Raw genomic sequence first — 25,288 nt, 5'->3', positions numbered from 1 at the left:
ATGTTCTATTTTATTTAATGGCTATGTTCAAACGTATAAAAGGCTTGGTAGCGGTATTGCTTGTAGGGCTTGTTAGCTGGAGTTGTTCAAGCGAACCCGAAACAAAGAAAGCTCATATCTCAGGAAACTTTACGGTTTCCGACTCTATCGACAGCAGCGGAGATTTCTCCGGCATCGGTTTTACCGTCATTAAAAGAGATTCTGCCAACGCCGATGCGGATACCCTTTTCCATGCGGTTACTGATACAAATGGTAGCTTTTCGGGTTTTGCTAAATTCCAGGAAAAGCGACGTTATCCGGCTATTATTAGTCGAAATAATCGCAATTTAGGGCGCAGCGGTGTTATATTGGCTGATGGGGATTCAGTGTTTATAACTGGACAGCTACCCAACTTGCAAGAGACGCTGACTTATGATTCTCGAGAACACGACGCGATGGAGACATTTCAACGACTTGGAAGAAATTTTCGCAGGGTTATGGATTTGGCTCGTGCCGGTCAGATTAAGGGGGATACGTTGCGCGATGAACTCCAAAAGTGGACAAACCTTTATTGGGATGTTTATGATGATGAGCAAGGCACATTTGCATCTAATTTTGCAGCTCGCGAAGCGATCAAAATTTTGGAGATGTACGATCAACCCCAAATGATGAATCGCATTCGTTTGGTCGACGAGCATGATGATTTAAGTGATTTAGGGGCAACGTTTGGAAAGCAATATTTAGCAGAAAACAAAGGACTTGATTCTGCACTGGTCTATATGGATTCGTTAGCAAAAATGACTGAAACGGAAGATAATGCCAGTCGAATTGCACGTGAAAAAATAAAGCTATTATACGACAGTGCCCGGGTTGACCAAGCACAAGAAGAGCTTGCAGCTTTTAAAAAGCAGTTCCCTGAAGATTCGGCCAGTACTTGGGCCAAATCAATGACGTATGACCTAACGTATCTGTCTCCGGGTGATACTATTCCTAAATTTCAGTTCTCTCAAAATGGACAGGTATTTAGCCGCGACTCCTTGTTAGAAGCTCCGTATATTTTGGAGATTACTCGATTGAGTAATGGCTTATACCAAGAACAGTTTGATCGTACTGTTGTCATACACAGTATCTACAAAAATTATGGCCTTCAAATTGTGACATTACCATTGGATGATAGTCAGGTAACAGTAGATGCTTTTTTTGAAGAACGGGTAAAGCCATGGCCGGTAGCGGATGCAAAAGCATTTGATCGTGAAGAATTGCTGGAACTGTTTAATATCCGTTTAGTCCCCACTCGGTTTTTGGTTGACAAGGAAGGCCGAATTGTTAGGAAATACGTGGGTAACGAGTTTGACGATGTAATACAAGATATTCAAAAAATTATTAATAAAGACAATAACGAGGAACCTGCATCATGAGACGTTTTTTAATTGCTGGTAATTGGAAAATGAATTGCGGCCCTAAAGAGACTTCAACACTCTTACAGGGGATTGAGGAAGAGATGAATACCTTGCCAAAGGAGGTTGATGGGTTGGTTTGTCCACCTACTATTTCGCTAACTACAGCCGCTGATGAACTGCAGAACATTGATGGTATGGCATTGGGCGCCCAAAATATGCATTATGAGGATAATGGCGCGTTTACCGGTGAAGTGAGTACGACAATGCTGAATGAGGTAAACTGTGAATATGTGATATTGGGGCATTCCGAACGCCGTCAATATTTTGGTGAAACCGATAAAACTGTTAATGCCAAGGTTAACAAAGCACTGAATGACAGTTTAAAACCGGTTATCTGTGTTGGGGAATCTCTTGAACAGCGTAAAGCTGATGAGCATGTGCTACGTGTAAAAAAGCAGGTTCAAGGTGCCTTAATTGGGGTAGAGGATGAAGATGCTGATAATATAGTTATTGCATATGAGCCAATATGGGCGATAGGTACCGGTGAGACTGCAACTCCGGATCAGGCTCAGGAAATGCACAAGATGATCCGCGAAGTGCTTGCAGAGCTTTATACAGAAGCAGCAGACAGCGTTCGCATTTTATATGGCGGAAGTATGAAACCTCACAACGCTGAAGAGCTGTTGGAACAGCCTGATGTTGATGGCGGTTTAATTGGTGGTGCTTCACTAAAAGCCGATAGTTTTACCAAGATTATCAAAATTGCAGAACAGTTGTCCTCATAAATCCAAATTTTTTATCAGTTTTATTTAAAAGTAAGCGCATATTATGAATGTATTATTACTGGGTAGCGGTGGACGTGAACACGCTATGGCATGGAGTATTGCAAAATCTGATAACCTTGACCAGCTGTTTATTGCGCCTGGTAATCCTGGTACGGCCCAAGTAGGTACGAATGTAGATCTTTCGTTATCTGATTTTGAGGCGATTCTTGAATTTATTGAGGATAAAGAAATTGCTCTCACTGTAGTGGGACCAGAGAAGCCGCTTGTTGATGGTATCACTGATTTTCTCGAAGAAAAAGGACACAAGGTTTTTGGCCCCTCCAAAGTCGCAGCTCAGCTTGAAGGCAGTAAGGAGTTTGCTAACGAGTTTATGAAAAAGAATCGTATTCCTACGGCAGATTTCCAGACCTATTCCCGCAAGGAGTTTGACAAGGCGTTAAAGGTGATCAAAAGTAAAGATGAATATCCAGTCGTCTTAAAAGCAGATGGCCTTGCTGGCGGGAAGGGGGTATTTATTTGTGAATCGGCGGAGGAAGTGGAAAAACGCCTGGATGAACTAAAAGAAGATGAACGTTTCCAAAAAGCGGCCCAGAAGTTGGTGGTCGAAGAGTTTATGAAAGGCGAAGAAGCTTCTGTCTTTGTGATATCCGATGGGAAGACAGCTAAAATTCTTCACTATGCGCAAGATCACAAACGAATTGGAGAGGGCGATACCGGACTTAATACCGGAGGGATGGGGGCATATTGTCCAACACCGGTAATTGGGAATCGTATGTTACAGCGGGTGGAAAAAGAGATTATCTTACCCACAATTTCGGCTATGTTGCTGGACGAAAACCCTTATAAGGGGATTTTATATTGTGGATTAATGATTACCGAAGATGGTCCCAAAGTAGTCGAGTTTAATTGTCGGTTAGGGGATCCCGAGGCGCAGGCCGTATTACCGGCGCTGGAGTCTGATTTTCTTGAGCTAATGGAAGCCGCTGTGAACGAAGAGTTAAATCAAAAAGAAGTACGAGTTGATGACAATTATCGCTGCTGCGTGGTATTAGCTTCGGATGGATATCCTACTAAGTACGAGAAAGGGAAGGAAATTTCAGGGCTAACTGATGTTTCTGAGGATGCTCTTGTATTTCATGCTGGGACAAAAGAACAAGACAGCAAAACATATACGGATGGTGGACGTGTATTAAGTGTGGTTGGAGCGGGCGAATCTCTGGAAGATTCTATTACAAATACCTATCGAGAAGTGAAGAAAATTAATTTTGAGAATCGCTATTATCGCTCAGATATTGGCGCCAAGGGATTAAAGTATACCAGCTGAAATTAGTTTTTTATCTATCCTTCGGCTGATGTGAGAAATAGTTCGGGCAGATTTGCGCGAATTATTTTCTCTGTTCTTGTTTTAGGCAGGGCTTCAACATTGATTATCTCCTTGGGGATTTTATAGTTTGCTAATCGTTTTTTTAGCTTGTTTTTAACCGAATGGTAGTCGACATGTTTGCCATTCTTGGTTACAACAGCAGCAACGACTTTAGTCCCCCATTTTTTATCTTCAATACCGAATACGGCAGCTTCTTTTATGTTAGGCAGTTTACATAGCTCCGATTCTACTTCGAAAGGAGAAACATTTTCGCCGCCGGTAACAATACGGTCAGATCGGCGCGTATCAATAAAAAGTTGGTTGTTGGCATTAAAATAGCCAAAGTCACCGGTTTTAAACCATCCATTGTCATCAAAGAATGTCGTATTGTCAAGGTATTGGTAGCCATCAAATACCTGGGGACCTTTAATCCAAATTTCTCCAGAGGTGTTTATGCTAACAGGTTTACCGCTCTCATCACGAATTTGAATTTTGTTGGGCTTCAATACCGTCCCCACGCTTTTGATAGGTCCGTAAGTGCCACTTGGTTTAAGGATAGGATTGGCTGCAATTTGAGCACAGGTTTCCGTCATACCGTAGCTTGGAACCAAGGGAACGCCTTTGTTTCGGCATTTCTTGATGAGTTCTACATCAATAGGACCCCCTCCCAATAAAATCGCTTTGAAATTTTTGTGTACAAAAAAAGCTGGTTGCTCCAATAACCTGCGTAACATGGTGGGGACCAGAGACGCTACTTGGAACAGCTTGTTTTCTGTTAAAAAGGTGGTAATCATTTTAGGATGAAAACTTTTCATCCTAAAAATAGCAGATCCATAAAGAATAGAGCGCAGGATAATTGAGATTCCGCCGATATGATTTAATGGTAGGCATAAAAGCCAAAAGTGATTTTTGCGGGGTTTAAAATTATGTGCAGATGCGTGGGCAGCATACAACATTTGCCTGCGCTTGAGCGGAACAATTTTGGGGGTTCCAGAAGTAGTGCCGGAAGTAAAAAAGTATCCAAAGATCTGGTCTGGATCGTTTGTCGGGGTAAAGTTTTTAGCATCAAAACCAAGGACCACTTCCATATTCAGTGACCGTGGCAAATCCAGCTGCATAATGTCAATAAAGTCGGGATACTCTATTGTTGACTGTAAATCCTTATCGGCAAAAATAAGACCGGGATCAATTTGGCTAATTTGGCGATTAAGCTCTAATGGGGCTGCTTTAATATCAAATGAGACGAAAGGAATTCCCAGTTTCCAGCAGGCGGCAATAGCGAAGATGAGGGTGTCTGACGACTGGGCTAAAAACCCCACAGGTTTGTTGAAATCATGATCGAAATCGAAGAGAAACTGGAGGAAGAAGTCTTCGAATTTTTCCAAGTCGGCATACGAATGCAGCCCAAAACTGGATCCAAGGAAAAGATCATCGGAACGCGGTTCGGAAAATGTGGGTATGTCGTTTACGCCACTCACTGTGTGCTAAAATACATTGGTGAAAATTTGTTGCCGATTAAAATCGATGGTGCCTAATTTGCAATCCATTATTGCAAGATAACCGTTTGAAACAAATGAATCATCTTGCAAAACATCATCCTTTAAAAGATGACGGGTAGAAAGTCCATGTGCTATTTGAGAGGAGCCAATCCCCGCAGCCAAAATACCCGAAAAATAGCGACCCACACTACCTTCGAGGCTGGTTGTAACCACTACTTTATTATTATGAGTATTTGCAAGCCGTTTTGTTTCAAAATTTTTTTGAAAACTTCCCGTGACCATTGGTTTTAAGATTAAATAGTCGGTATAGGGGAGTAAGTTAGGCCAGTACGAATGCTGTGTTGTTGATTCATCAAGGGCTATGGGAATTGGTATATTTTGTGAGAGGGTTTCACAATTTTCCGGAGTATTATCGGTAAGTGGTTCTTCGCAGTATTCTATATTTAATGGGGCTAAGTCATTACAAAACGAAATGGCTTGATCCAGTGACCAGGCTTGATTGGCATCCAAACGAATGGTGATATCCGGGAAATGTGATCGAATTTTTTTGATCAATTTGAGTTCACGGTCGAAATCTATGCCAATCTTGCCTTTAAACGTCGTATATCCATTTTCTTTGTTTTCTTGGATTCGGGAAAGAATGCTTGAGTCGGTCAGGGAAATGAGCGCATTAACAGGAATTTTTTCTTCGTATTCTGAGAAGATATGTTCGACTAATCGTTGGTTATTGTTCTGTGCTTCAATTTGGTAGGCCAGAGAATCTAATCCAAATTGCAGAGAAGCCGGAATTAATTCCCTTTTATAAAGTTTTGATAAAAGTTGAATAGGTTTACCAGCGCTTAAAATATTGTTAATGTGATCTTTGTGAGTGATCAGCTTTTCTTTTACTTCGGCAATGTCCTCAGAAGAAAAGCCGGGAAGAGGAGCAGCCTCTCCATACCATTCGAATTGCTCGGTTCGATAAACCAAGATAATGCCATTCCGTTTGGCATATGTTCGATTACTTGTGGTAAGAGGGGTTACAAATGGGAGCTGATATTCGAAGCAGTTAAAAGTCATAGAGAATCCACAATTATTCCGATACTAAACAATATACCATAAGCCGTCATAAACTGGGCTGTTTGTTTTAATAAATTGTTGAAGGTTTCTTTATCGTCTTCAAACCAGACTTTCTTTAATAATAAAATTCCGAATGGAATAATTAGGAATGGAAGAAATATGATGGCACCATAATGCAGCTTGAAATAAAAATGAGGTGGTATGGCAAAGGCAAGGCATAGCATAGCCAGATATTCAATCCGTAAAAAATTTTCGCCGAACAATACACCCAAGGTATTTTTGCCAGCTCGGACATCTTGATCAACATCCCGTAGGTTATTGATCACCAAAATGTTTGTCGAAAGGGCGCCAACAGCAAGAGAAGCCCAAAATGAGCTGTTACTCCATTCCAGGGCATTTACATAGTAAGTGCCCATGACAGCGATTATCCCAAAAAAAATGAATACGAAGAGATCTCCGAGTCCATTATAAGCCAGTGGAAATGGTCCGCCGGTATAGAGTATTCCAAATAAAAGAGAGGCTATACCGATTCCGAAGATGACCCAGCCGGCATGCCATACAAGATAAAGTCCAAATAAAAAGGCAATGGCCATCGTAACGATCGTAGCATTACGCATTCCTTGTTCTGATATGAGCCCTTTTGATGTAGCTCGTTCAAAGCCGATACGGTCGTCGGTATCAGCTCCCTTTTTAAAATCGAAATAGTCGTTGGCGAAATTGGTGCCAATTTGAATCAAGAAAGCACAGAGCAGGGCAATAATAGAGGGGATCCAAAGCAGTTGCTGATCGTGAAATGCAAGTGAAGCACCAACGCATACTGGAACAAAAGCGGCGGCAAGGGTTTGGGGACGCGCAGCTTTTATCCAAATGCTCATCTTCGATGTATTTTTCATACCTAAAAAATGGGGAAAAGTTGTGGAAAAAGTTTCGGCCCAATTATAGCAATAAATTGATCGCTTAAAAAAACAAGCTATTTTTTATGTGTGGTAAATTTATTTAGATGAGAACCCGACAAAATGCTTATTTAATTAAAAAAATTAATTAAATTTATTATATACCCTTTAAAAGTTATATGTTAATAATAATTTAATTAAATAATTTGTGCAGTGTATTTGATATCACTTATATTTAGGGCAGTTTAAAATTCCAACTTAACAACTACATTCTCTTACTCCAATGACAAAAGCAATGCGACGATATGATCCGCTGGCGGCTGCGCGAAATTGGTCGCCCAAATCGAATGGTAAAAAACACGAATCTATGAATATCACCGAAATTTTCGGTGAAAATACTTTTCAGCAGGAAGAGCTTGAGGAACGGCTGCCGAAAGCCATCTGGAAAGATCTCGAAAAGACGATTGAAGAGGGGGAGCAGTTGAACCCTGAAGTGGCTGATGCAGTTGCAGTGGCTATGAAAGACTGGGCCATGGAGAAGGGAGCCACTCATTTTACACATTGGTTTCAACCATTGACGGGACTAACTGCTGAGAAACATGACAGCTTTATTACGCCTAACCAAGGTGGTGGAGCTATTGCAGAGTTTTCGGGATCTGATCTTATTCAGGGTGAGCCCGATGCGTCCAGCTTTCCCAATGGTGGTTTGCGACAAACGTTTGAAGCTCGTGGATATACAGCTTGGGATCCTACATCACCGGCCTTCATTATGGAGAATGATAATGGGTGCTACTTATGTATTCCTACTGCATTTGCATCATGGTCGGGCGAAGCTTTGGATCACAAGACACCTATTTTGCGGTCTAATGAAGCGTTGGACAAGCAAGTTAAGAGAGCGCTAAAACTTTTTGATGTAGATGCCAAACGCGTTTCTTCGACGGTAGGATGCGAGCAGGAATATTTCTTGATTGATCAGGAATTTTTCTATCGCCGTCCTGATTTGATGACAGCCGGTCGAACGTTGGTAGGTGCAAAGCCGCCACGTGGACAAGAGCTGGATGATCACTATTTTGGTACGATACAAGAGCGCGTGCTGTCGTTTATGCTGGAAGCTGAAAAGGAATTATACAAGCTGGGAATTCCGGTAAAAACGCGTCACAACGAAGTGGCACCGGGCCAGTTCGAAATCGCTCCAATATTTGAAACGTGCAACATCGCGGCCGATCACCAACAGCTGATGATGATCACCTTAAAACGGATAGCACGTAACTATGGGTTCGAATGCTTGCTTCATGAAAAGCCGTTTGACGGACTTAACGGCAGTGGAAAACACTTAAACTGGTCGTTAAGTACCAGCAGCGGTATAAACTTGCTTGAACCTGGAGATAATCCGCATGACAACAGACAGTTCCTGTTTTTCTTTACCTCTATTTTAAAAGCTGTATATGAGCATCAGGACTTACTACGGATTAGCATTGCTCATGCTGGAAATGATCATCGCTTGGGAGCAAATGAAGCACCGCCAGCTATTATTTCGGCGTATATTGGAGATCAATTAGCTGATGTTATTGAACAATTGCTGAATGGTGGAGCCAAGGAATCGAAACAAGGGGGGCTGCTCGGATTAGGTACACCCGTGCTACCGTCATTGCCAAAGCATGCTGGTGATCGAAATCGAACCTCACCTTTTGCCTTTACAGGTAATAAGTTTGAGTTTCGAGCTGTAGGGTCAAGTCAGTCAATTTCCTTCCCTATTGCAGTGTTAAATACCATAGTGGCTGATGCTATTGACAAACTATGCACCGACCTTGAAGAAAAAGTGGATAGCGGTACTCCTCTGGAAGAATCCCTTGGTAAAGTGATCCGAGAGGCGTTATCTGATTCGAAAGATATCATCTTTAATGGGGATGGTTATTCCGAAGAATGGGAGAAGGAAGCGGAAGAACGTGGTTTGCTTAATTTGCGAACGACGATGGATGCGCTGCCAAAGTTAACAGACGACAAAAATGTTGAGCTCTTTGAAAAACATAAAGTGTTAAATAAACGAGAGATCCATTCACGGCAGGAAATTTGGGCGGAGCAGTATTTAACGACGCTCAATATTGAAGCAGATACCACCGAGTCGATGGCTAAAACGATGATCTATCCAGCTGCTGTACGTTACATGAATGAGCTCTCAGAAAATGTAGAGCGCATTGATAAGCTCGGGTTAGAAAATCGGGGTTCACTTGAAATGCTTAAAAAAGTAAATAGCGGATTGAATGATCTCAATGATGCGTTGGAAGAACTTCGTGAAGTTGTTCTTCAAAGTAATGGCGATTCGGTCCTCGAAAGTGCTACATACGTTAAAGACGAGGTACGTCCGGCTATGACAAAGATCCGTGATTCGGTTGATTACTTGGAACGGCATGTTGCTGACGATTACTGGCCACTGCCGATATATCGTGAAATGCTGTTTGTAAAGTAATATACCAGGCATAAATATTAACTGTAGTTATTTAAACCCTCGGGATTTTGGAAATCCTGAGGGTTTTTTACTATGATAGGTTTTAATTAGAACTAAATTCGGGAAAATGATGAAAAAAGTAGGCATATGTGGGATGTTAATTGTATTGCTTGTTTTAGGTTTAGAAAGCCAAGCAGTAGCACAGCAAGAGCATTCCCAGAAAATAGATGAGCAAATTAATGAACAGACGGAAGAGATATTTGGTCAGGTTGTTGAGTGGCGTCGTCATGTGCATGAAAATCCAGAGCTATCAAACAGGGAAGAAGAAACGGCTGAATTTATTGCCGATTATATGCGTGAGCTTGGACTGGAGGTTGAAACGGGGGTTGCGCATACGGGAGTTGTAGCAATTTTAGAGGGGGAAAATGACGGTCCCGTAGTTGGTTTACGCGCTGATATTGATGCTTTGCCGGTGAAAGAGCGGGCTGATGTGCCATTTAAATCGACAAAAACGACGACCTATTTAGGTAAAGAAGTGGGGGTTAGCCATGCCTGTGGACATGATACACATGTTGCGATGCTCATGGGAGCAGCAAAGATACTTTCTGATATGAAAGATGAATTAAATGGAACGGTTAAATTTATTTTTCAGCCAGCTGAAGAGGGGGCACCTCCGGGAGAAGAAGGCGGTGCCGAGTTGATGGTTAAAGAAGGAGTATTAGAAAATCCGGATGTGGATGTTGTATTTGGACAGCATATAAATTCGCAGACCGAAGTCGGTAAAATTCGATATCGTCCCAAAGGGACCATGGCAGCTGCGGATCGCTTTGTTATTACTGTTAAAGGAAATCAAACGCATGGGTCTACGCCTTGGACCGGTGTTGATCCTATTGTAACATCGGCAAAAATAATTGAGGGGTTACAGTCTATTATTAGCCGTCAAACTGAATTGACGAAAGCAGCGGCCGTAATATCTGTTGGAAAAATTGAAGCAGGCGTTCGAAATAATATTATTCCTGAAGAAGCGGAAATGATTGGGACTATTCGCACGTTGGATACCGGAATGCAGGAGATTATTCATGATAAAATACGACACGTAGCTACAAAAACGGCCGAAAGTATGGGAGCAAAAGCGGAGGTCAAAATTGAGAAGGGATATCCGGTGACGTATAATGATCCCGAACTTACCGAGCAGATGTTGCCTACCCTGCAGGATGCAGCTGGATCAGAAAATGTGATATTGTCGGACGCTATTACGGGTGCTGAGGATTTCTCGTTTTTCCAAAAGAAGGTACCCGGATTGTATTGGTTCGTAGGGGGTATGCCTAAAGATATGGATCCGTCAGAGGCAGCCCCACACCATACTCCTGATTTTTATATCGAAGAAGAGGGGATGAAACTGGGTGTTAAAACGATGGTACAACTTACGGTGGATTATATGAAGCAACATTAGCAATGAGACAACAGTTTTTGTTATAAATTTCAATCTAACATTACAGGACTGCCACAAGTGTACATCTTGTGGCAGTTTTGTTTTTTTACGATTAATCTGACAACAAAAAGACCGATTAATCGTATGTACATAAGTCGAGTTGACTGCGCTTTATCTGTTATTAGATTTGACGATTAGGAACCGTATATTCCATCAAAATAAATTGCTAATAAATACCTCATATTCTTGAATTATCAATCATCGCAATACAGCCCGAATACGCAATTTTCGATTTTTCCACCGGCTGTAAAACACTTGCTTATTATTAATATACTGGCTTTTGTAGCATTGAATACCCCAATGATTGGTCAGTTTTTGTTCGAGTTTGGAGCGCTCTGGCCCATTGGTTCGGGACGCTTTGACGTTTGGCAATTGGTATCGTATATGTTTTTACATGCCGGATTTGGGCATATCTTTTTTAACCTTTTTGCCTTGTGGATGTTTGGGCAGGCTATCGAAAACTTTTGGGGAACCAATCGCTTTGTAACCTATTATTTTTTAACCGGTATTGGTGCGGCCTTGCTTCATATGCTTATTGGCGGTGGTGGTGCTCCAACATTGGGTGCTTCGGGCGCAGTATATGGAATTTTACTTGCCTTTGGGATGATGTTTCCCAATCGGCCGATCATGCTTCTGTTTCCTCCCATCCCAATAAAAGCCAAATATTTTGTAGCTATTTTTGGAGCTATTGAACTTGTTAGTGGACTTACAAGAGCGAATTCCGGGGTTGCCCATTTTGCTCATTTAGGAGGGATGCTTGTAGGTTTTATCCTGATAAAATATTGGGGATTAAAAAGCGAAGAATCTTACTACTAACTGAAAATTTTTTTTAACTTTATGTCATGCAGCAAAGTTTAATGGCAGACGCGACTCATGTATAACGATTCTTTTGGTAACTCAGTAAAACGCGGTTATTGGGGATTACCTGTAGCAATACGGGTGATTATTACCATCAATGTAGCAGTTTTTATTCTTCAAACGCTGCTGAGCATTTTTAGTCCTGCCTACAGTACTCTTTTTGTTGATGTTTTTGCCTTTTATCCCGAGTGGCAAACGGCCCTGTTTCAACCGTGGAGGGCAATTACCTACATGTTTTTACATGGCGGGGCTTTTCATCTTTTATTCAATATGCTTTGGCTGTGGTGGTTGGGACGTTCCGTGGAAGAATCGATGGGGCCCCGAACATTCTCGGTGCTTTATTTTGGGGCTGGAATTGGTGGAGCGTTATTCAATATTGTTGCGGCTCCGTTATTAGGCTTTAATCCTGTTATCGGCGCCTCCGGGGCGGTATATGGCATTATGGTTGCTTTTGCGATGCTGTATCCCACCATGCCTATAATGCTTATTTTCTTCCCCCCCATTCAGGCACGATACGTGGTGGCTGGGCTTATTGCTATTGATGCATTGCTTTTGGGATCCTCAGATGGAACAGCGCGAATTGTCCACTTGGCCGGTGCTGGAATTGGGTATTTATTGATGAAGTACCATCGTCAAGGTAACGATCTAAGTCGCTGGGTACTACCGGTTGAGCAGTTTTGGTATCGGTTAAAAGGTGTTTATCAAAAGCAGAAATCCCGTCCCAAAAATAAAAATATGCATGCTGTTTCGGATGTTGAGGTTGTCGATGAAGTTGATCAGTCGGAGCTCGATAAGATTTTAGAAAAGATATCCCAGAAAGGGTATGATGGACTTACCAAAGAAGAGAAGCAAAAGCTCTTTGAACTCAGCAAAAAAAATTAAAGAAATTTGAATGATTTTAATCGTACTCACGGTTTAACCAAGTACGCTTAAAACAATAAAAGTATGTGTTATGTCTCACATTAAACGACGAGATTCTATTCAAGTAATGGTTGGCGATGTACCGGTAGGGGGCAAAGCGCCTATTGTGGTGCAGTCGATGACGAATACTGATACTGCCGACGTTGATGCTACTGTTGAGCAGGTTAAACATTTACATCGCTCGGGATCCGAGATTGTGCGGATTACGGTTAATAATGATGCTGCTGCCAAAGCGGTACCCAAAATTAAGGAGAAACTTTTGGCAGATGATGTGACCGTGCCCTTGGTGGGAGATTTCCATTATAATGGTCACAAACTGCTTGTCGATTATCCAGATGCGGCACAAGCCCTTTCAAAGTTTCGGATCAATCCCGGCAATACCGGGACCAAAACACGGGACGAAAATTTCTGTACTATTGTAGAGCAGGCCATTAAGCACGATAAACCAGTACGTATTGGTGTAAACTGGGGCTCGCTTGATCAGAAGTTATTGGCTAAGAAGATGGACGAAAATAACGAGCTCGAAAATCCGAAATCGTCAAAGCAGGTAATGCTCGATACGATGGTCGAAAGTGCACGTCGTTCTGCTGAGCTGGCTGAAAGTGTGGGACTTCCATCCAATAAAATTATTATTAGTTGTAAGATGTCGCATGTGCAGGATGTAGTACACGTATACGAACGCATTGCTGAGCTACTCGATTATCCGCTGCATGTGGGACTAACCGAAGCGGGCATGGGTATGAAGGGGACAGTAGCCAGTACGGCTGCGTTGTCGGTATTACTGCAGCAGGGTATAGGTGATACTATTCGTGTCTCTCTTACCCCGAAACCTGGTGGGGATCGTGCAGAAGAAGTCCGCATCTGTCAGCAGATTTTGCAATCGCTGGGGATCCGAAACTTTGTTCCCCAGGTTACGGCTTGTCCCGGTTGTGGTCGTACTAATAGCACATATTTCCAAGAATTGGCTGATGAAATTCAGGATTATTTACGCGAAATGATGCCGATCTGGCGCGATGTGTATCCCGGCGTTGAAGAAATGAATGTGGCTGTAATGGGTTGCGTTGTAAACGGCCCTGGTGAATCCCGCAATGCCAATATTGGTATCTCGCTGCCAGGTACGTTTGAGGAGCCCAAAGCTCCGGTTTATATGGATGGCGAACATTATACGACTCTTCGCGGTGATGGTATTGGCGAAGAATTCCGCAAAATACTGGATGACTATGTCATGCAAAATTATGGAAGTTCGAATGGACAGGAAGAAAATGAAGCGGTCGAGGAGCCTGCGTAAAGGTCAATAAGCCTCATTTATGGTTAACAAGGGATTACAAAAAGTTATTAATGTATTTACGGTAGGTTTATTTGCGTTGCTTACCATTTCTTGTTCAGGAGAGCAGGATCAAACAGTAGATCAACAATACTTGGATTCCCAGGAATACAATTCTTTTAAGAAAGACACCGACCAGGAAATTGAGCGCAGTGCCAATAAAGGAATGAATATTGGACAGCAATTACAGACTCTTTCGACGTGTGAATCTACTGCTCAAATTACTTCGCCTGCTACTTTTGGATGGGATGAAATGCAGGATTACATAAAGGGTACTGAATGCCAGCAAGACCAGGAAGGTAGTCGTATCATCTTTTTTGGAAAGCAGCAATGGCAGAATCATTTCTTGGGATGGTTTTTGATAGAATACCAGTCAGCTTACCGCGATGCAGAAATTGTAGTTGCAACATTTCATGGTGGACAATTACGTAGTTTCCAAACAGTTGGTGTTTTTGAAAAAGTACCGGCCAGAGAAATTTCTACGATTATTTCAATAAGCGAAAAAAATGGTGCTCTATATATCAAATCTGAAACCAATAGAAATATTAAATATCCGCTAAAACAGGAAAATACAATAGTTGTAGAATATCGTATTGATGATAGCGGTGGTATCAGTGAATTGTGATAAATATATTATCACAGACTAAAATTATTAGTGAGAGTTTCAACGAAATCAAGCTTATGACACTATTAAAAAAATCCATCTGGTTGAGTGCTTTTTTTATCCTTTTACCGCTTGTTATGTTAGGTCAATCGGATGGGATGGACAAAACGGCCCGGGCAGATTCATTATATAGTACGTTTCAAGAGGAAGAAGCACTGGAACTGTATCGTGAAATCTTAGAAGAAAATCCCCAAAATTATACGGCACTTTGGAGGTCCAGTTTTTTGCACTCCAGAATTGGTAATCGCTTTAAAGATGAAGATGACAAAAAAGATTATTTTAATCGTGCCATTGAGCTTGCAGAACGCGCGCTCAAGGTCGATTCTACAGACGCACAGTCGAACTTTGTGATGGCTGTTGCTATGGGGCGAAAAGCACTCATTTCAGGAGCCCGTGACCGCGTAGCGGCCTCCCGCGATATAAAAAAGTATGCAGACCGTACTCTTGAGATAGAACCCAATCATGCAGGAGCATGGCACGTACTGGGACGCTGGCATTTTAAAGTGGCTAACTTAAGCTGGGTGGAACGTACGGCTGCCAATACGTTATTTGGAGGTATTCCGGGCGATGCAACAAATCAAAAAGCGGCCGACGCTATCCAAAAAGCGATAGATCTCAATGGCGAAAATATTTTATACTATCTTGACCTTGCTAAAGTGTATGAGGAGATGGGTCATGACGAACAGGCAATAGCCGTTTGTGAGAACGCCGTTGAGTTGGAAAGTAGAACCCCTGATGACCCTATGTTAAAAGAACAGTGCAGAAAACTTATCTTTGATCTCCAATAATTGTTATGTTACGCGATTAAAATTGGATAGTTGATATTTGCACATCCCAATAATTTAGAATTACAATTCTTCAATAAATAATGGAACGAATAGGTGTACTTACATCCGGTGGAGATGCCCCGGGTATGAATGCTGCCATACGTGCAGTCGTGCGAACATGTGTGTATTATGATATGATTCCTTATGGGATCTATCAGGGGTACGAAGGGCTTATCAAAAACGATATTGAAAAGATGGATGCCGGTTCGGTGAAGCATATTATTCACCAAGGAGGAACTATTTTAAAGTCGGCCCGCAGCGATGCGTTTAAGACCGAGGCTGGTATGGAACAAGCCTGGGAAAATATCCAAGAGAATAACCTTGATGGTCTTGTTGTTATTGGTGGGGACGGTACCTTTACCGGGGCTATGAGGTTTGGCCAAAAGTATGATTTCCCCATCGTTGGAATACCGGGTACTATCGATAACGATATTTATGGTACCGATTTCACTATCGGTTTTGATACGGCTGTAAACACTGTGGTTGAGGCTGTGGATAAAATTCGCGATACAGCTACTTCGCATAACCGCCTGTTTTTTATTGAAGTGATGGGACGTGATGCCGGATTTATTGCTGTGTATTCAGGAATTGCTGCCGGTTCAGAGGAAATTTTGATTCCGGAGGAAGATCGCGGTATTGAAAAACTTTTTGATTCGCTTGCTCGTACGTCCAAGCGAAATAAATCATCTCGATTGGTGATTGTTGCTGAAGGGGATAAGAATGGTAGTGTTTATGACCTGGAAGATCGGGTAAAAGAAGAATTTGGTGACCGATATGAAACAAAAGTAACCATCTTGGGACACGTTCAGCGAGGCGGTCGCCCCAGTTGTACCGATCGGGTGCTGGCAAGTCGGTTAGGGGTGCTTTCAGTTGAAGGACTTAGGGAAGGTAAGCGTGATGTTATGGTTGGTATTCGCGACCGAAGTGTTCGCTATACTGATTTTGAAAAAGCAACAAAGCAGAATCCCAAAATGGATGATGAACTTCTGCGCATTGCTGATATTATTTCTATTTAAGAGGTTTTTAGCCTAATTGCGTAATGGAAGATGAGCTGAAAAATACATCATCGAATGGTGAGTTTGTTGATACCACTTATCATGCTCCAGAATGGGCTAAACATGTCATCTGGTATCAAATTTTTCCAGAGCGATTTCGAAATGGCGATTCCAATAATGATCCGAGCCGCGAACGGGTAGGAGGGCCCGAAGGTTGGGAAATTTCGTCGTGGACTGGTGACTGGTATAAACGGGCCGATTGGGAAAAGTCACTTGGCAACTCATTTCGTGATGGGGTTTTTAAGCGTCGTTACGGTGGTGATCTGCAGGGTATTATTGATAAACTGGATTACCTACAGGATCTGGGGATTGGCGGCCTATATTTGAATCCCATTTTTGATGCGGTATCGCTTCACAAGTACGATACCAGTCATTATCATCATGTTGATCGTTTTTTTGGACCTGATCCCGAGGGTGATGTAGAGATCATGAAGCAGGAAAATCCTGAAGACCCCGAGACGTGGCAGTGGACCTCTGCTGATAAACTTTTTTTAGAATTGATTGGTGAAGTCCACAAGCGAGATATGCACATTATTATTGATGGTGTTTTTAATCATACAGGCACTGATTTTTGGGCTTTCCGGGATGTACAGAAGCTACAGTCAAAATCGAAGTACAAAGACTGGTATGCTATCAATTCATTTTCGGATGGTGATAGTCAAAAGTTTGATTATGATGGTTGGTGGGGTGTTAAAAGCTTGCCCGAATTACGGGAAGTGGATGGTACGTTGGTAGAGCCTATTCGTGAGCATATTTTTGCAGTTACCAAGCGATGGATGGATCCCAATGGTGACGGTGACCCTTCTGATGGGATCGACGGTTGGCGATTGGATGTTCCGGAGGAAGTGGGTAAAAAGTTTTGGAAGGAGTGGAATGCAGTAGTGCGAGATATTAATCCCAACGCCTACACTGTGGGAGAAATTTGGACGGATAAAGGTAGTGAATGGGTTAACGGTGAGCTCTTTACCGCGGCTATGAATTACCCATTTACGGAAGCTGTACAAGACTATATGATTGACCAGTCGATGGCAGTATCTGATTTTATGAATAGGCTACGGCATTTACGAGAAGGGTTGCCAGATTCTGCTGAACTGGTCCAACAAAATTTAATGGACAGCCATGATACTCCCCGTTTGGCTTCAATGATTGTAAATCCGGGTCGTGATTTTGACACAAATACCAAGCCTGAAGAGGGGTTTGAGATACGTAAACCCAATGCTGAGGAGCGTCGTTTGCAACGGCTTATAGCACTTTTTCAATACACCTATGTGGGAGCCCCCATGATTTTTTATGGCACCGAAGCAGGTATGTGGGGGGCAGATGATCCTGATGATCGTAAACCAATGTTATGGCCTGATTTAGATTATGAGGCGGAGTCCTCGCATCCGTTAGATCAGTACCGTTCTGCCGATGAAAATACTTTTGACGAAGAATTATATCGTTGGTATAAAAAACTGGCAGGAATTCGGAATGAGCATTTGGCGTTGCGGACGGGAGAATTCCAGGAATTGTTGGTTGATAACGAACGCGATATATTTACGTTTGTTCGCTTTTGCAACAAACAGATGTTTTGTCTTGTAGCAATAAACCGATCCTCCCAAACACGTAAATTAGAGATTCCTGTTTATGAGTTTAAAATTTTGGAAGGACGGCATCTGGAAAATGTAGTTACCGGAAACAGGGCAGTAGTTGATGATGGCGTCGCTACAATTACGCTTCCCCCAATATCAGGAGCAATTTTGTCACCCGAACAAGATTAATTATGCGCATTGACCCCAAGTATTTTAATACCTTTTTGTTGGTTGTAGCAATTGCTGCGGCTTCACTGATAGTCTATTTTATTGTGAGCAACCGCACGGCCGAAGAGTCTGATTTTAAACAAAGAATGTTTGCCCAGGATTCGTTGCAAACGATTTGGTGGAATAAAGCACAAACGGATGATAGTGTAAGAGTAGCCGATTTTGAAGGTCAATTTGTGGTGCTTGATTTATGGTCAGATTGGTCGGATGCATCCCTAAAATCACATCGAGAGCTCACGAAGGTAAAAGAAGAATATTCTGATAAAGTGGAAGTATTAGCAGCTGCGGTAGGGCTTCAAAAGCAGCAGGTTGATTCCTATATCAAAAAGCACCAGTTTCCTTTCAAATTTGTTGCGGGATCTCAACAATTTTCTGCTTTTAATATGCCGGGATTGCCTGTACAGTTTGTCTATGATCAACAACTTGACCTTAGACACGTATTTTTGGGATATTCTGATGATAGTCAATATGATAGTTTACGAGTGCTGATAGAAAATGAGCAGCGAGAATAATTGGGTCATTTTTGATGGTTCTTTGGTGCCGGATGATCGTCCGGTAGTGCCTGTGGTTTCTCGTGGGTTGATGTACGGAGATGGTATTTTTGAAACGTTTAGAACCTATCAGGGACAGGTTTTCTTGCTTGAAAAACATATAGAGCGGCTCCATTCTGGGATGGAATTATTAGGGATGAATCTCACTTCAAAACTTGAGATAAGAGCGATTAAGAAATCGGTATACCAGCTGCTTCAAAAGAATCAGTTGCAAGAAACTAATGCTATTATAAGATTGCAGGTATGGCGAGGTGGGAGACGTGGTTATCATCCCCAGGAAAATAGTGGACTCCATTTTTCGATTACTACTTCTGTTTGTCCTGATGAGTTTGCATATCCAACCTTAAAAAGTGTTGACATCCGACGAATACCATCGCAGTCCCTGCCATCGAAAGTGAAGCTGACCAATGGCATTAATTATATCTTAGCTGCAAAAGAAGCTCATGCGAAAGGTGCTGATGAGGCCCTGATGCTTACCGTTGATGATTTTGTATCAGAAACAACTATTGGCAATATTTTTTGGGTGAAGGGGCGTGCCATCTTCACTCCGGATGAAGCATGTGATCTGATTCCAGGTATCACTCGAGAGGCAATTTGTAATATTGTTGGACAAAGCGATCAATGGGATTTACATAAAGGTAGATTTCAGTTAGATCATGTTTTTGAAGCCGATGCAGTTTGGATGGCGAATTCGGTACGGGAACTATTGCCGATAAAAAGTATCGATGAAAGGACTTTTGATGTTAACTCGGCAGCGGTTGAGAAATTAAAGCAAGCTTTTAAAACTCTTCGTACCAAAAACCTTGAATCACTGATCGAATAACCGATGACTGACCTGCTGAGATATACGCGTTATTTTGCTTCTCAGGGAGAAGTGGTTTTGTTGCAGTCCCAGTTAACAGAACATCCATCGGCAAGGTTTTCATTTTTAGCAGCACAACCATCCGCAAAAATTGAAGCGTATGGGGAAAATATTATCACCCAAATTGGGGAAAAGGAAAGCCGTTATACCGAGAATCCGTGGGAAGCATTACATGATTTTCGGGACCGAGTAGATAATTGGCTGTTCGGTTATCTTGGATATGATCTTAAAAACCATGTGGAACGATTGCACTCATCAAATCCCGATGAGGTTAAGGCGCCTGATCTCTATTTTATGAATCCGGGGGTATTGTTGCGCTTTGATCACTATAGTGGGGAGACGGCTGTGTTAAAAGGGGAGCTCTCTTCGGATAATGAAATGACTTTAAAGAACAGTACAGATTCTAACGCTTTTAAATTTGGAAGGTTGTACTTTCAAACGAGTCGAAAAGATTATATACAAAAGATTTACCAAGCACAGCAGCACATTAAAGAGGGAAACTTTTATGAAGTCAATCTCTCTCACCAGATGAAGGCCTCATTCGATGGTGAATCAGTTGATCTATACCAAAAGATGATGGAGGCTGGACCAGTACCTTTTGGCAGTTTTATGAAGGTCGGAGATCTATCGATTTGCTGTCAATCGCCGGAGCGTTTCCTTCGTAAAGAAGGAGCTACGGTATACTCTCAGCCGATAAAAGGAACAGCTAAACGAGGGTATTCAGGCGAAGAAGATAAGAGCTTGGTTGATGCATTGGTATCATCAGAAAAAGAGCGGGCCGAAAATTTGATGATCGTAGATTTGGTGCGCAATGACTTGAGTAAAATTGCTCAACAGGGGACTGTAGAAGTAACTGAGCTTTTTGAGGTTCAATCATTTGAGACGGTACATCAGATGGTGTCGACTATTAAGGCACAAACGATGGAAGCAAACCCTGTTGAGGTTGTTAAGGCATGCTTTCCGATGGGATCGATGACGGGCGCACCCAAAATTAGTGCTATGAAAACCATTGAAAAGTTGGAGGATTATAAACGAGGCATCTACTCGGGAGCAATAGGGTACATAACGCCCGGTGGCGATTTTGATTTTAATGTAGTTATTCGCACAGCAATTATAAAAAACGAACAATTATACTATTCGGTAGGTGGGGCCATAACCGGTGATTCGGACCCTGAACGGGAATGGGAGGAGACACAAGTTAAAGCTCGTGCGCTCATAGATGCTGTTGAAAACCACCGAAAAGTATAATTACTTGTTAAAAATGCTTATAGCAGGGCTTGAGGGGTTATTGGTAGGACTAAAAAGAGGGGTTGCGAAATCCTTTAAATTGGTTATTATTACAAATGTAAGCCCTTACATTTATTTTTAAATTATCTTTGTAATTAGGAGTTAGAGGAACCTACAATTGGCTGGAAGTACAATTTATGATATCGCAAAAAAAGCGGGTGTAAGTATTGCTACTGTATCAAGAGTGGTTAATAATAGTGATGGTATTGCAGATAAAACGAGGGAGAAGGTATTGAAGGTAGCTGATGAGCTTGGATATTACCCGCAAGCTTATGCACAGGGGTTGGCGCGAAAGAAAAAGAATATCATTATGGTTGTGGTACCAGTGCTGTCGAACTACTTTTTTATGGAAGTGTTGGCTGGTATACAGGATGAGATATCCAATTATGATTATGATCTTAACATTTTTAACGTGCAGAGCAATGGCGATGATAATATGTTTTCTCAGGTTGAAAATATTATCAAACGTCAATGGGCGGATGGGTATCTCTTTATTTCAACACATATGCACGACGAAGAGCTCAAGAAATTACAGAATTATGACATGCCCATTACACTGATTGACGAGTCACATCCCGGGATGGACTCGGTATCTGTAGACAATGACAAGGGCATTGAAAAGGCTATGCATTACTTTTTAGATCAGGGGATGACTCGTATTGCCATGATTAGCGGTATGAAGACATCAAAACCTGGTAAGCAGCGCATTGAGGGGTATAAGAATGCTCTTAATGAAGCGGGAGTAGCTATTGATGAAGAATTGATTGTGACCGGGGAATCAACGTACCGTGATGGCTTTTCGGAACAGAATGGGTATGAGGCTATGAAGAAATTGCTTGACTTACCCAATCCCCCTCAAGCGTGTTTTTGTACCTCTGATATACAGGCGGTGGGAGCAATGAAGGCGATGGAAGAAAAAGGTCGGCAGATTCCTATTATTGGATATGATGATATCACCATTTCCAATTTTATTGGGTTGTCTACTATTCGCCAACCCATGTATGATATGGGGACGTTGGCAACCAAACGGTTAATGGAACGAATGAGAAACAGGAATATGGATCCACAGCATAAAGTGTTTGCCCCCGAGCTTATTTTACGTTCCTCTACAGATGTAGAGCTTGAAGAACAAGCCTAAATGTTCAAAGAAGGTCACCAACAAATTTCCAATTTTAATGTTTTTATCTGATTTATGACGAAACCTGAAGCGTGTATTTTCGATCTTGACGGCGTTATTGTTGAAACATCGGATGCTCATTTTAACGCTTGGCAACGGCTGGCAGAATCACTGGATATATCTTTTGGAGAGGAATTTAATGAGCAGTTAAAGGGAGTGAGCCGGCGAAAATCAATCGAAAAAATTTTAGCCCTGGATGATCGTGAGCTCCCGGAAGACGAAATTCAACAACTTATGGATAAAAAGAATGGCTGGTATCAGGATTCTATAGCAGAGCTTACGCCAGATGATATTCTTGATGGGGTACCAGAATTTTTGGAACAACTGCAAGAAATGGAGATTCCGTTGGGAATAGGATCATCCAGTAAAAATGCACCTTATATTATTGATTACCTACAGTTAAATAGTACATTTGGTGTTATTATCGATGGAAATAAAGTTGAAAATACGAAGCCTGATCCCGAGGTGTTTCTAAAAGGAGCCCGGGCATTGAATGCCGATCCGGTTAAAACAATTGTTTTTGAGGATGCCGCTTCAGGAGTAGAGGCGGCGAACAGGGGTGGTTTCGTTAGTATTGGCGTCGGCTCCGAAGAATATTTAGGAGCGGCTGATCTTGTGATTCAGAACTTTAAGGATTTAACACCGGAGAAACTTTTCAATCAAATTAGTGACAAGTAACATACGCGATTAAAATTTCACGATTTTATGAATAAGTATTTAAAAACGGATAAATGGAAAATTGTTGAAGAAGGTTTTGACCCTGCCCGTCAGCGTTCTTCAGAAAGTATTTTTAGTATTGGTAACGGACATATGGGGCAGCGTGCTAATTTTGAGGAACACTATAGTGGCGATTCGCTGCAGGGCAGCTATATCGGGGGTATTTATTATCCTGATCCCACCAAAGTAGGATGGTGGAAAAACGGGTACCCCGAATATTTTGCGAAGGTGCTTAATTCGGTTAATTGGATTGGTATTGATGTCCATATTAACGGTGAGCAGTTAGATCTGGCTAAATGTACGATCTCTGATTTTACGCGAACTTTGGATATGAAACAGGGCTTGCTGCAACGGAGTTTTGTAGCTGAGCTCGAAAGTGGCAATAAAATTGCGATTGAAGCTTGTCGCTTTGTAAGTATGGAGCGGTCTGAAGTGGGAGTGATTGAGTATGCTATAAAGCCGCTTAATTTTTCAGGTTCTGTTTCACTTAAGCCATATATCAATGGCAAAGTGTATAACGAGGATGCTAACTATGATGAACTGTTTTGGGATGAGCTGCAGCAAAATTCGTTTGATAATGGTGGAGTCATAACGACCAAGACAAAAAAGCTCGACTTTCATGTGTCGGCGGCAATGAAAAACGAGCTCTACAAAAATGGCCAGCAATTGGATATTGGCGGCAGTGGCTCTATCTCTTCTATGTTTGCTGAACAATTGTATGAATTACCAGTAGAGGAGAATGATGAAATTTCTTTGCATAAATATGCGGTGGTCGCTTCTTCTTTGAACCATGATCGTAAGCGCTTACATTCGCATACTAAGCAGTCTGTGGCTGATGTGGCTTCCGTTGGATTCGATCAGCTGAAACAAGAACACATCGACCGTTGGGCAACGATTTGGGAAGGAAGCGACGTCCATATTGAAGGGGATGATGAGGCCCAGCAAGGCATCCGATTTAATATCTTTCAACTCTATCAAACCTATACGGGAGAAGATGAGCGCTTAAATATTGGTCCCAAAGGGTTTACCGGCGAAAAGTATGGCGGTTGTACTTACTGGGATACCGAGGCATACTGCTTGCCGTTTTATTTGAATACGGCCCCTGACAAGGTGGCTCGGCAGCTATTGTGGTACCGCTACCGGCACCTGCCCAAAGCTATTGAAAATGCCGAGAAGCTCGGATTTACAGATGGTGCTGCATTGTATCCCATGGTGACAATGAATGGGGAAGAGTGCCATAATGAGTGGGAAATTACGTTTGAGGAAGTCCACCGTAATGGTGCTATTGCTTATGCTATTTACAACTATATCCGTCACACCGGCGATGAATCATATCTCCAAGAAGCGGGACTCGAAGTACTAATTGCGATCTCCAGATTTTGGAGCCAGCGTTTTAACTTCTCTGAAAAGCGTCAGAAGTATGTTATGCTTGGCGTTACGGGTCCCAATGAGTATGAAAATAATATCAATAACAACTGGTACACCTCGTATATTGCTTGCTGGTGCATGCGCTATACGATGGAAGTGGTTGATAAGGTGCGTGAAGAAGCGCCGGAAGCATTCGAAGAGATTCAGCAGAAAACATCGTATGATGATACGGAAACCGAGCGCTGGAAAGATATTTTAGATCGGGTTTATCTTGGTGAAAATGGGGATCTTGGGATTTTCTTACAGCAGGATAACTATCTTGATAAAGTTCAGCGAACAGCCAGTGAGCTCGATGAAAGTGAGCGACCTATTAACCAGTACTGGTCGTGGGATCGTATTCTGCGTTCTTGCTTTATCAAGCAGGGCGATGTGGTGCAGGGTTTGTACTTTTTTGAGGATCATTTTGATGAAGATACGATTCGGCGCAATTTTGATTTTTACGAGCCTCGTACGTTACATGAATCGTCGCTTTCGCCCTGTATTCATGCGATAATGTCCTCGAAGCTTGGCTACGAGGACAAGGCTTATCAGCTTTATTTGCGGACGGCACGTCTCGATTTAGATGACTATAACAAGGAGGTCCACCAGGGGTTGCACATCACCAGTATGGCCGGGACGTGGATGTCGATTGTAGAAGGATTTGCCGGCAAGCGGGCCAAAGATGGTCAGCTGTATTTTACGCCTTCGTTACCCGAAGAGTGGGATGCCTATTCTTTTAAAATGCTGCATAATGGTAATCGACTGAATGTACGTGTTGAGCCGGAGCGGGTAACGGTCAGCTGTGAGAAGGGCAGTGAAACAACCTTATTTATTTACGGAGACGAATATACGGTTTCGCCGGACAAAGAAGCCGTGGCAGCAGCATCGGTACTGAGCCGATAACCAATTTTTTAATGATCAAA

Annotated in this window: 21 protein-coding genes; 18 read left to right on the top strand and 3 right to left on the bottom strand. The window is 42.2% G+C overall.

The window, feature by feature from the left end:
• Positions 1 to 23: 23 nt before the first annotated feature.
• From AAFH98_RS12585 to purD, 3 genes are read left to right on the top strand one after another with little or no spacing between them, the layout of a single operon-like run.
• Positions 24 to 1,397, top strand: coding sequence for a TlpA family protein disulfide reductase (locus AAFH98_RS12585; RefSeq protein ID WP_342523073.1), 1,374 nt, complete (start codon positions 24 to 26; stop codon positions 1,395 to 1,397).
• Complete coding sequence (gene tpiA / locus AAFH98_RS12580) at positions 1,394 to 2,164, top strand: triose-phosphate isomerase (RefSeq protein ID WP_342523072.1); 771 nt, start codon at positions 1,394 to 1,396, stop codon at positions 2,162 to 2,164. The genes AAFH98_RS12585 and tpiA overlap by 4 nt, the downstream gene beginning before the upstream one ends.
• Before the next feature lie 43 nt (positions 2,165 to 2,207).
• Positions 2,208 to 3,488 (top strand): phosphoribosylamine--glycine ligase, encoded by a 1,281-nt coding sequence (purD, locus tag AAFH98_RS12575; protein ID WP_342523071.1) that lies wholly within the window; start codon positions 2,208 to 2,210, stop codon positions 3,486 to 3,488.
• A 14-nt stretch (positions 3,489 to 3,502) separates the two neighbouring features.
• Here the strand turns inward: purD and AAFH98_RS12570 are convergent, their stop codons facing one another.
• From AAFH98_RS12570 to AAFH98_RS12560, 3 genes are read right to left on the bottom strand one after another with little or no spacing between them, the layout of a single operon-like run.
• Positions 3,503 to 5,005, bottom strand: a complete 1,503-nt coding sequence (locus AAFH98_RS12570; protein ID WP_342523070.1) for an AMP-binding protein — start codon at positions 5,003 to 5,005, stop codon at positions 3,503 to 3,505.
• A gap of 6 nt (positions 5,006 to 5,011) precedes the next feature.
• Positions 5,012 to 6,085, bottom strand: a complete 1,074-nt coding sequence (gene menC, locus AAFH98_RS12565; RefSeq protein ID WP_342523069.1) for an o-succinylbenzoate synthase — start codon at positions 6,083 to 6,085, stop codon at positions 5,012 to 5,014.
• Positions 6,082 to 6,960: a 1,4-dihydroxy-2-naphthoate polyprenyltransferase gene (locus AAFH98_RS12560; RefSeq protein ID WP_342523068.1), complete on the bottom strand. Its 879-nt coding sequence runs from the start codon at positions 6,958 to 6,960 to the stop codon at positions 6,082 to 6,084. Before AAFH98_RS12560 ends, menC begins: the two co-directional genes overlap by 4 nt.
• Positions 6,961 to 7,261: 301 nt before the next feature.
• Here AAFH98_RS12560 and AAFH98_RS12555 point away from each other — a divergent pair, with 301 nt between their 5' ends.
• The 15 genes from AAFH98_RS12555 to AAFH98_RS12485 all read left to right on the top strand — a co-directional run bounded on the left by AAFH98_RS12555 (position 7,262) and on the right by AAFH98_RS12485 (position 25,268).
• Positions 7,262 to 9,445, top strand: a complete 2,184-nt coding sequence (locus AAFH98_RS12555) for a glutamine synthetase III family protein (protein ID WP_342523067.1) — start codon at positions 7,262 to 7,264, stop codon at positions 9,443 to 9,445.
• A 109-nt stretch (positions 9,446 to 9,554) separates the two neighbouring features.
• The gene (locus AAFH98_RS12550; protein WP_407935510.1) at positions 9,555 to 10,877 is read left to right on the top strand and encodes an amidohydrolase; all 1,323 of its coding nucleotides are present in this window, start codon (positions 9,555 to 9,557) and stop codon (positions 10,875 to 10,877) included.
• A gap of 225 nt (positions 10,878 to 11,102) precedes the next feature.
• On the top strand, positions 11,103 to 11,732 hold the full coding sequence (locus AAFH98_RS12545) for a rhomboid family intramembrane serine protease (protein ID WP_342523065.1): 630 nt from the start codon (positions 11,103 to 11,105) through the stop codon (positions 11,730 to 11,732).
• A gap of 57 nt (positions 11,733 to 11,789) precedes the next feature.
• Positions 11,790 to 12,656 (top strand): rhomboid family intramembrane serine protease, encoded by an 867-nt coding sequence (locus tag AAFH98_RS12540; protein ID WP_342523064.1) that lies wholly within the window; start codon positions 11,790 to 11,792, stop codon positions 12,654 to 12,656.
• A gap of 70 nt (positions 12,657 to 12,726) precedes the next feature.
• On the top strand, positions 12,727 to 13,983 hold the full coding sequence (gene ispG, locus AAFH98_RS12535) for a flavodoxin-dependent (E)-4-hydroxy-3-methylbut-2-enyl-diphosphate synthase (RefSeq protein ID WP_342523063.1): 1,257 nt from the start codon (positions 12,727 to 12,729) through the stop codon (positions 13,981 to 13,983).
• A gap of 19 nt (positions 13,984 to 14,002) precedes the next feature.
• The gene (locus tag AAFH98_RS12530) at positions 14,003 to 14,644 is read left to right on the top strand and encodes a hypothetical protein (RefSeq protein ID WP_342523062.1); all 642 of its coding nucleotides are present in this window, start codon (positions 14,003 to 14,005) and stop codon (positions 14,642 to 14,644) included.
• 56 nt (positions 14,645 to 14,700) lie between these two features.
• Positions 14,701 to 15,471: a tetratricopeptide repeat protein gene (locus AAFH98_RS12525; protein ID WP_342523061.1), complete on the top strand. Its 771-nt coding sequence runs from the start codon at positions 14,701 to 14,703 to the stop codon at positions 15,469 to 15,471.
• Positions 15,472 to 15,551: 80 nt separating this feature from the next.
• Positions 15,552 to 16,526, top strand: coding sequence for a 6-phosphofructokinase (pfkA, locus tag AAFH98_RS12520; RefSeq protein ID WP_342523060.1), 975 nt, complete (start codon positions 15,552 to 15,554; stop codon positions 16,524 to 16,526).
• A gap of 23 nt (positions 16,527 to 16,549) precedes the next feature.
• Positions 16,550 to 18,325 carry a glycoside hydrolase family 13 protein gene (locus tag AAFH98_RS12515; RefSeq protein WP_342523059.1) on the top strand — a complete coding sequence of 592 codons (1,776 nt, stop codon included), beginning with the start codon at positions 16,550 to 16,552 and terminating at the stop codon, positions 18,323 to 18,325.
• A gap of 2 nt (positions 18,326 to 18,327) precedes the next feature.
• Positions 18,328 to 18,876 (top strand): peroxiredoxin family protein, encoded by a 549-nt coding sequence (locus AAFH98_RS12510; RefSeq protein WP_342523058.1) that lies wholly within the window; start codon positions 18,328 to 18,330, stop codon positions 18,874 to 18,876.
• Positions 18,860 to 19,738 (top strand): aminotransferase class IV, encoded by an 879-nt coding sequence (locus tag AAFH98_RS12505; RefSeq protein WP_342523057.1) that lies wholly within the window; start codon positions 18,860 to 18,862, stop codon positions 19,736 to 19,738. Before AAFH98_RS12510 ends, AAFH98_RS12505 begins: the two co-directional genes overlap by 17 nt.
• 3 nt (positions 19,739 to 19,741) lie before the next feature.
• Entirely contained in the window at positions 19,742 to 21,025 is a 1,284-nt protein-coding gene (gene pabB / locus AAFH98_RS12500; protein WP_342523056.1) for an aminodeoxychorismate synthase component I, read from the top strand.
• A gap of 157 nt (positions 21,026 to 21,182) precedes the next feature.
• Positions 21,183 to 22,202, top strand: coding sequence for a LacI family DNA-binding transcriptional regulator (locus AAFH98_RS12495; protein ID WP_342523055.1), 1,020 nt, complete (start codon positions 21,183 to 21,185; stop codon positions 22,200 to 22,202).
• A gap of 54 nt (positions 22,203 to 22,256) precedes the next feature.
• Entirely contained in the window at positions 22,257 to 22,919 is a 663-nt protein-coding gene (gene pgmB, locus AAFH98_RS12490) for a beta-phosphoglucomutase (RefSeq protein ID WP_342523054.1), read from the top strand.
• A gap of 27 nt (positions 22,920 to 22,946) precedes the next feature.
• Positions 22,947 to 25,268, top strand: a complete 2,322-nt coding sequence (locus AAFH98_RS12485; RefSeq protein WP_342523053.1) for a family 65 glycosyl hydrolase domain-containing protein — start codon at positions 22,947 to 22,949, stop codon at positions 25,266 to 25,268.
• Positions 25,269 to 25,288: the final 20 nt, after the last annotated feature.

Source organism: Fodinibius sp. Rm-B-1B1-1, from assembly GCF_038594945.1.
GTDB classification, from domain to species: domain Bacteria; phylum Bacteroidota; class Rhodothermia; order Balneolales; family Balneolaceae; genus Fodinibius; species Fodinibius alkaliphilus.
Note: the sequence above shows the minus strand (reverse complement) of the source record. Positions and strands in the feature narration are given on the sequence as shown.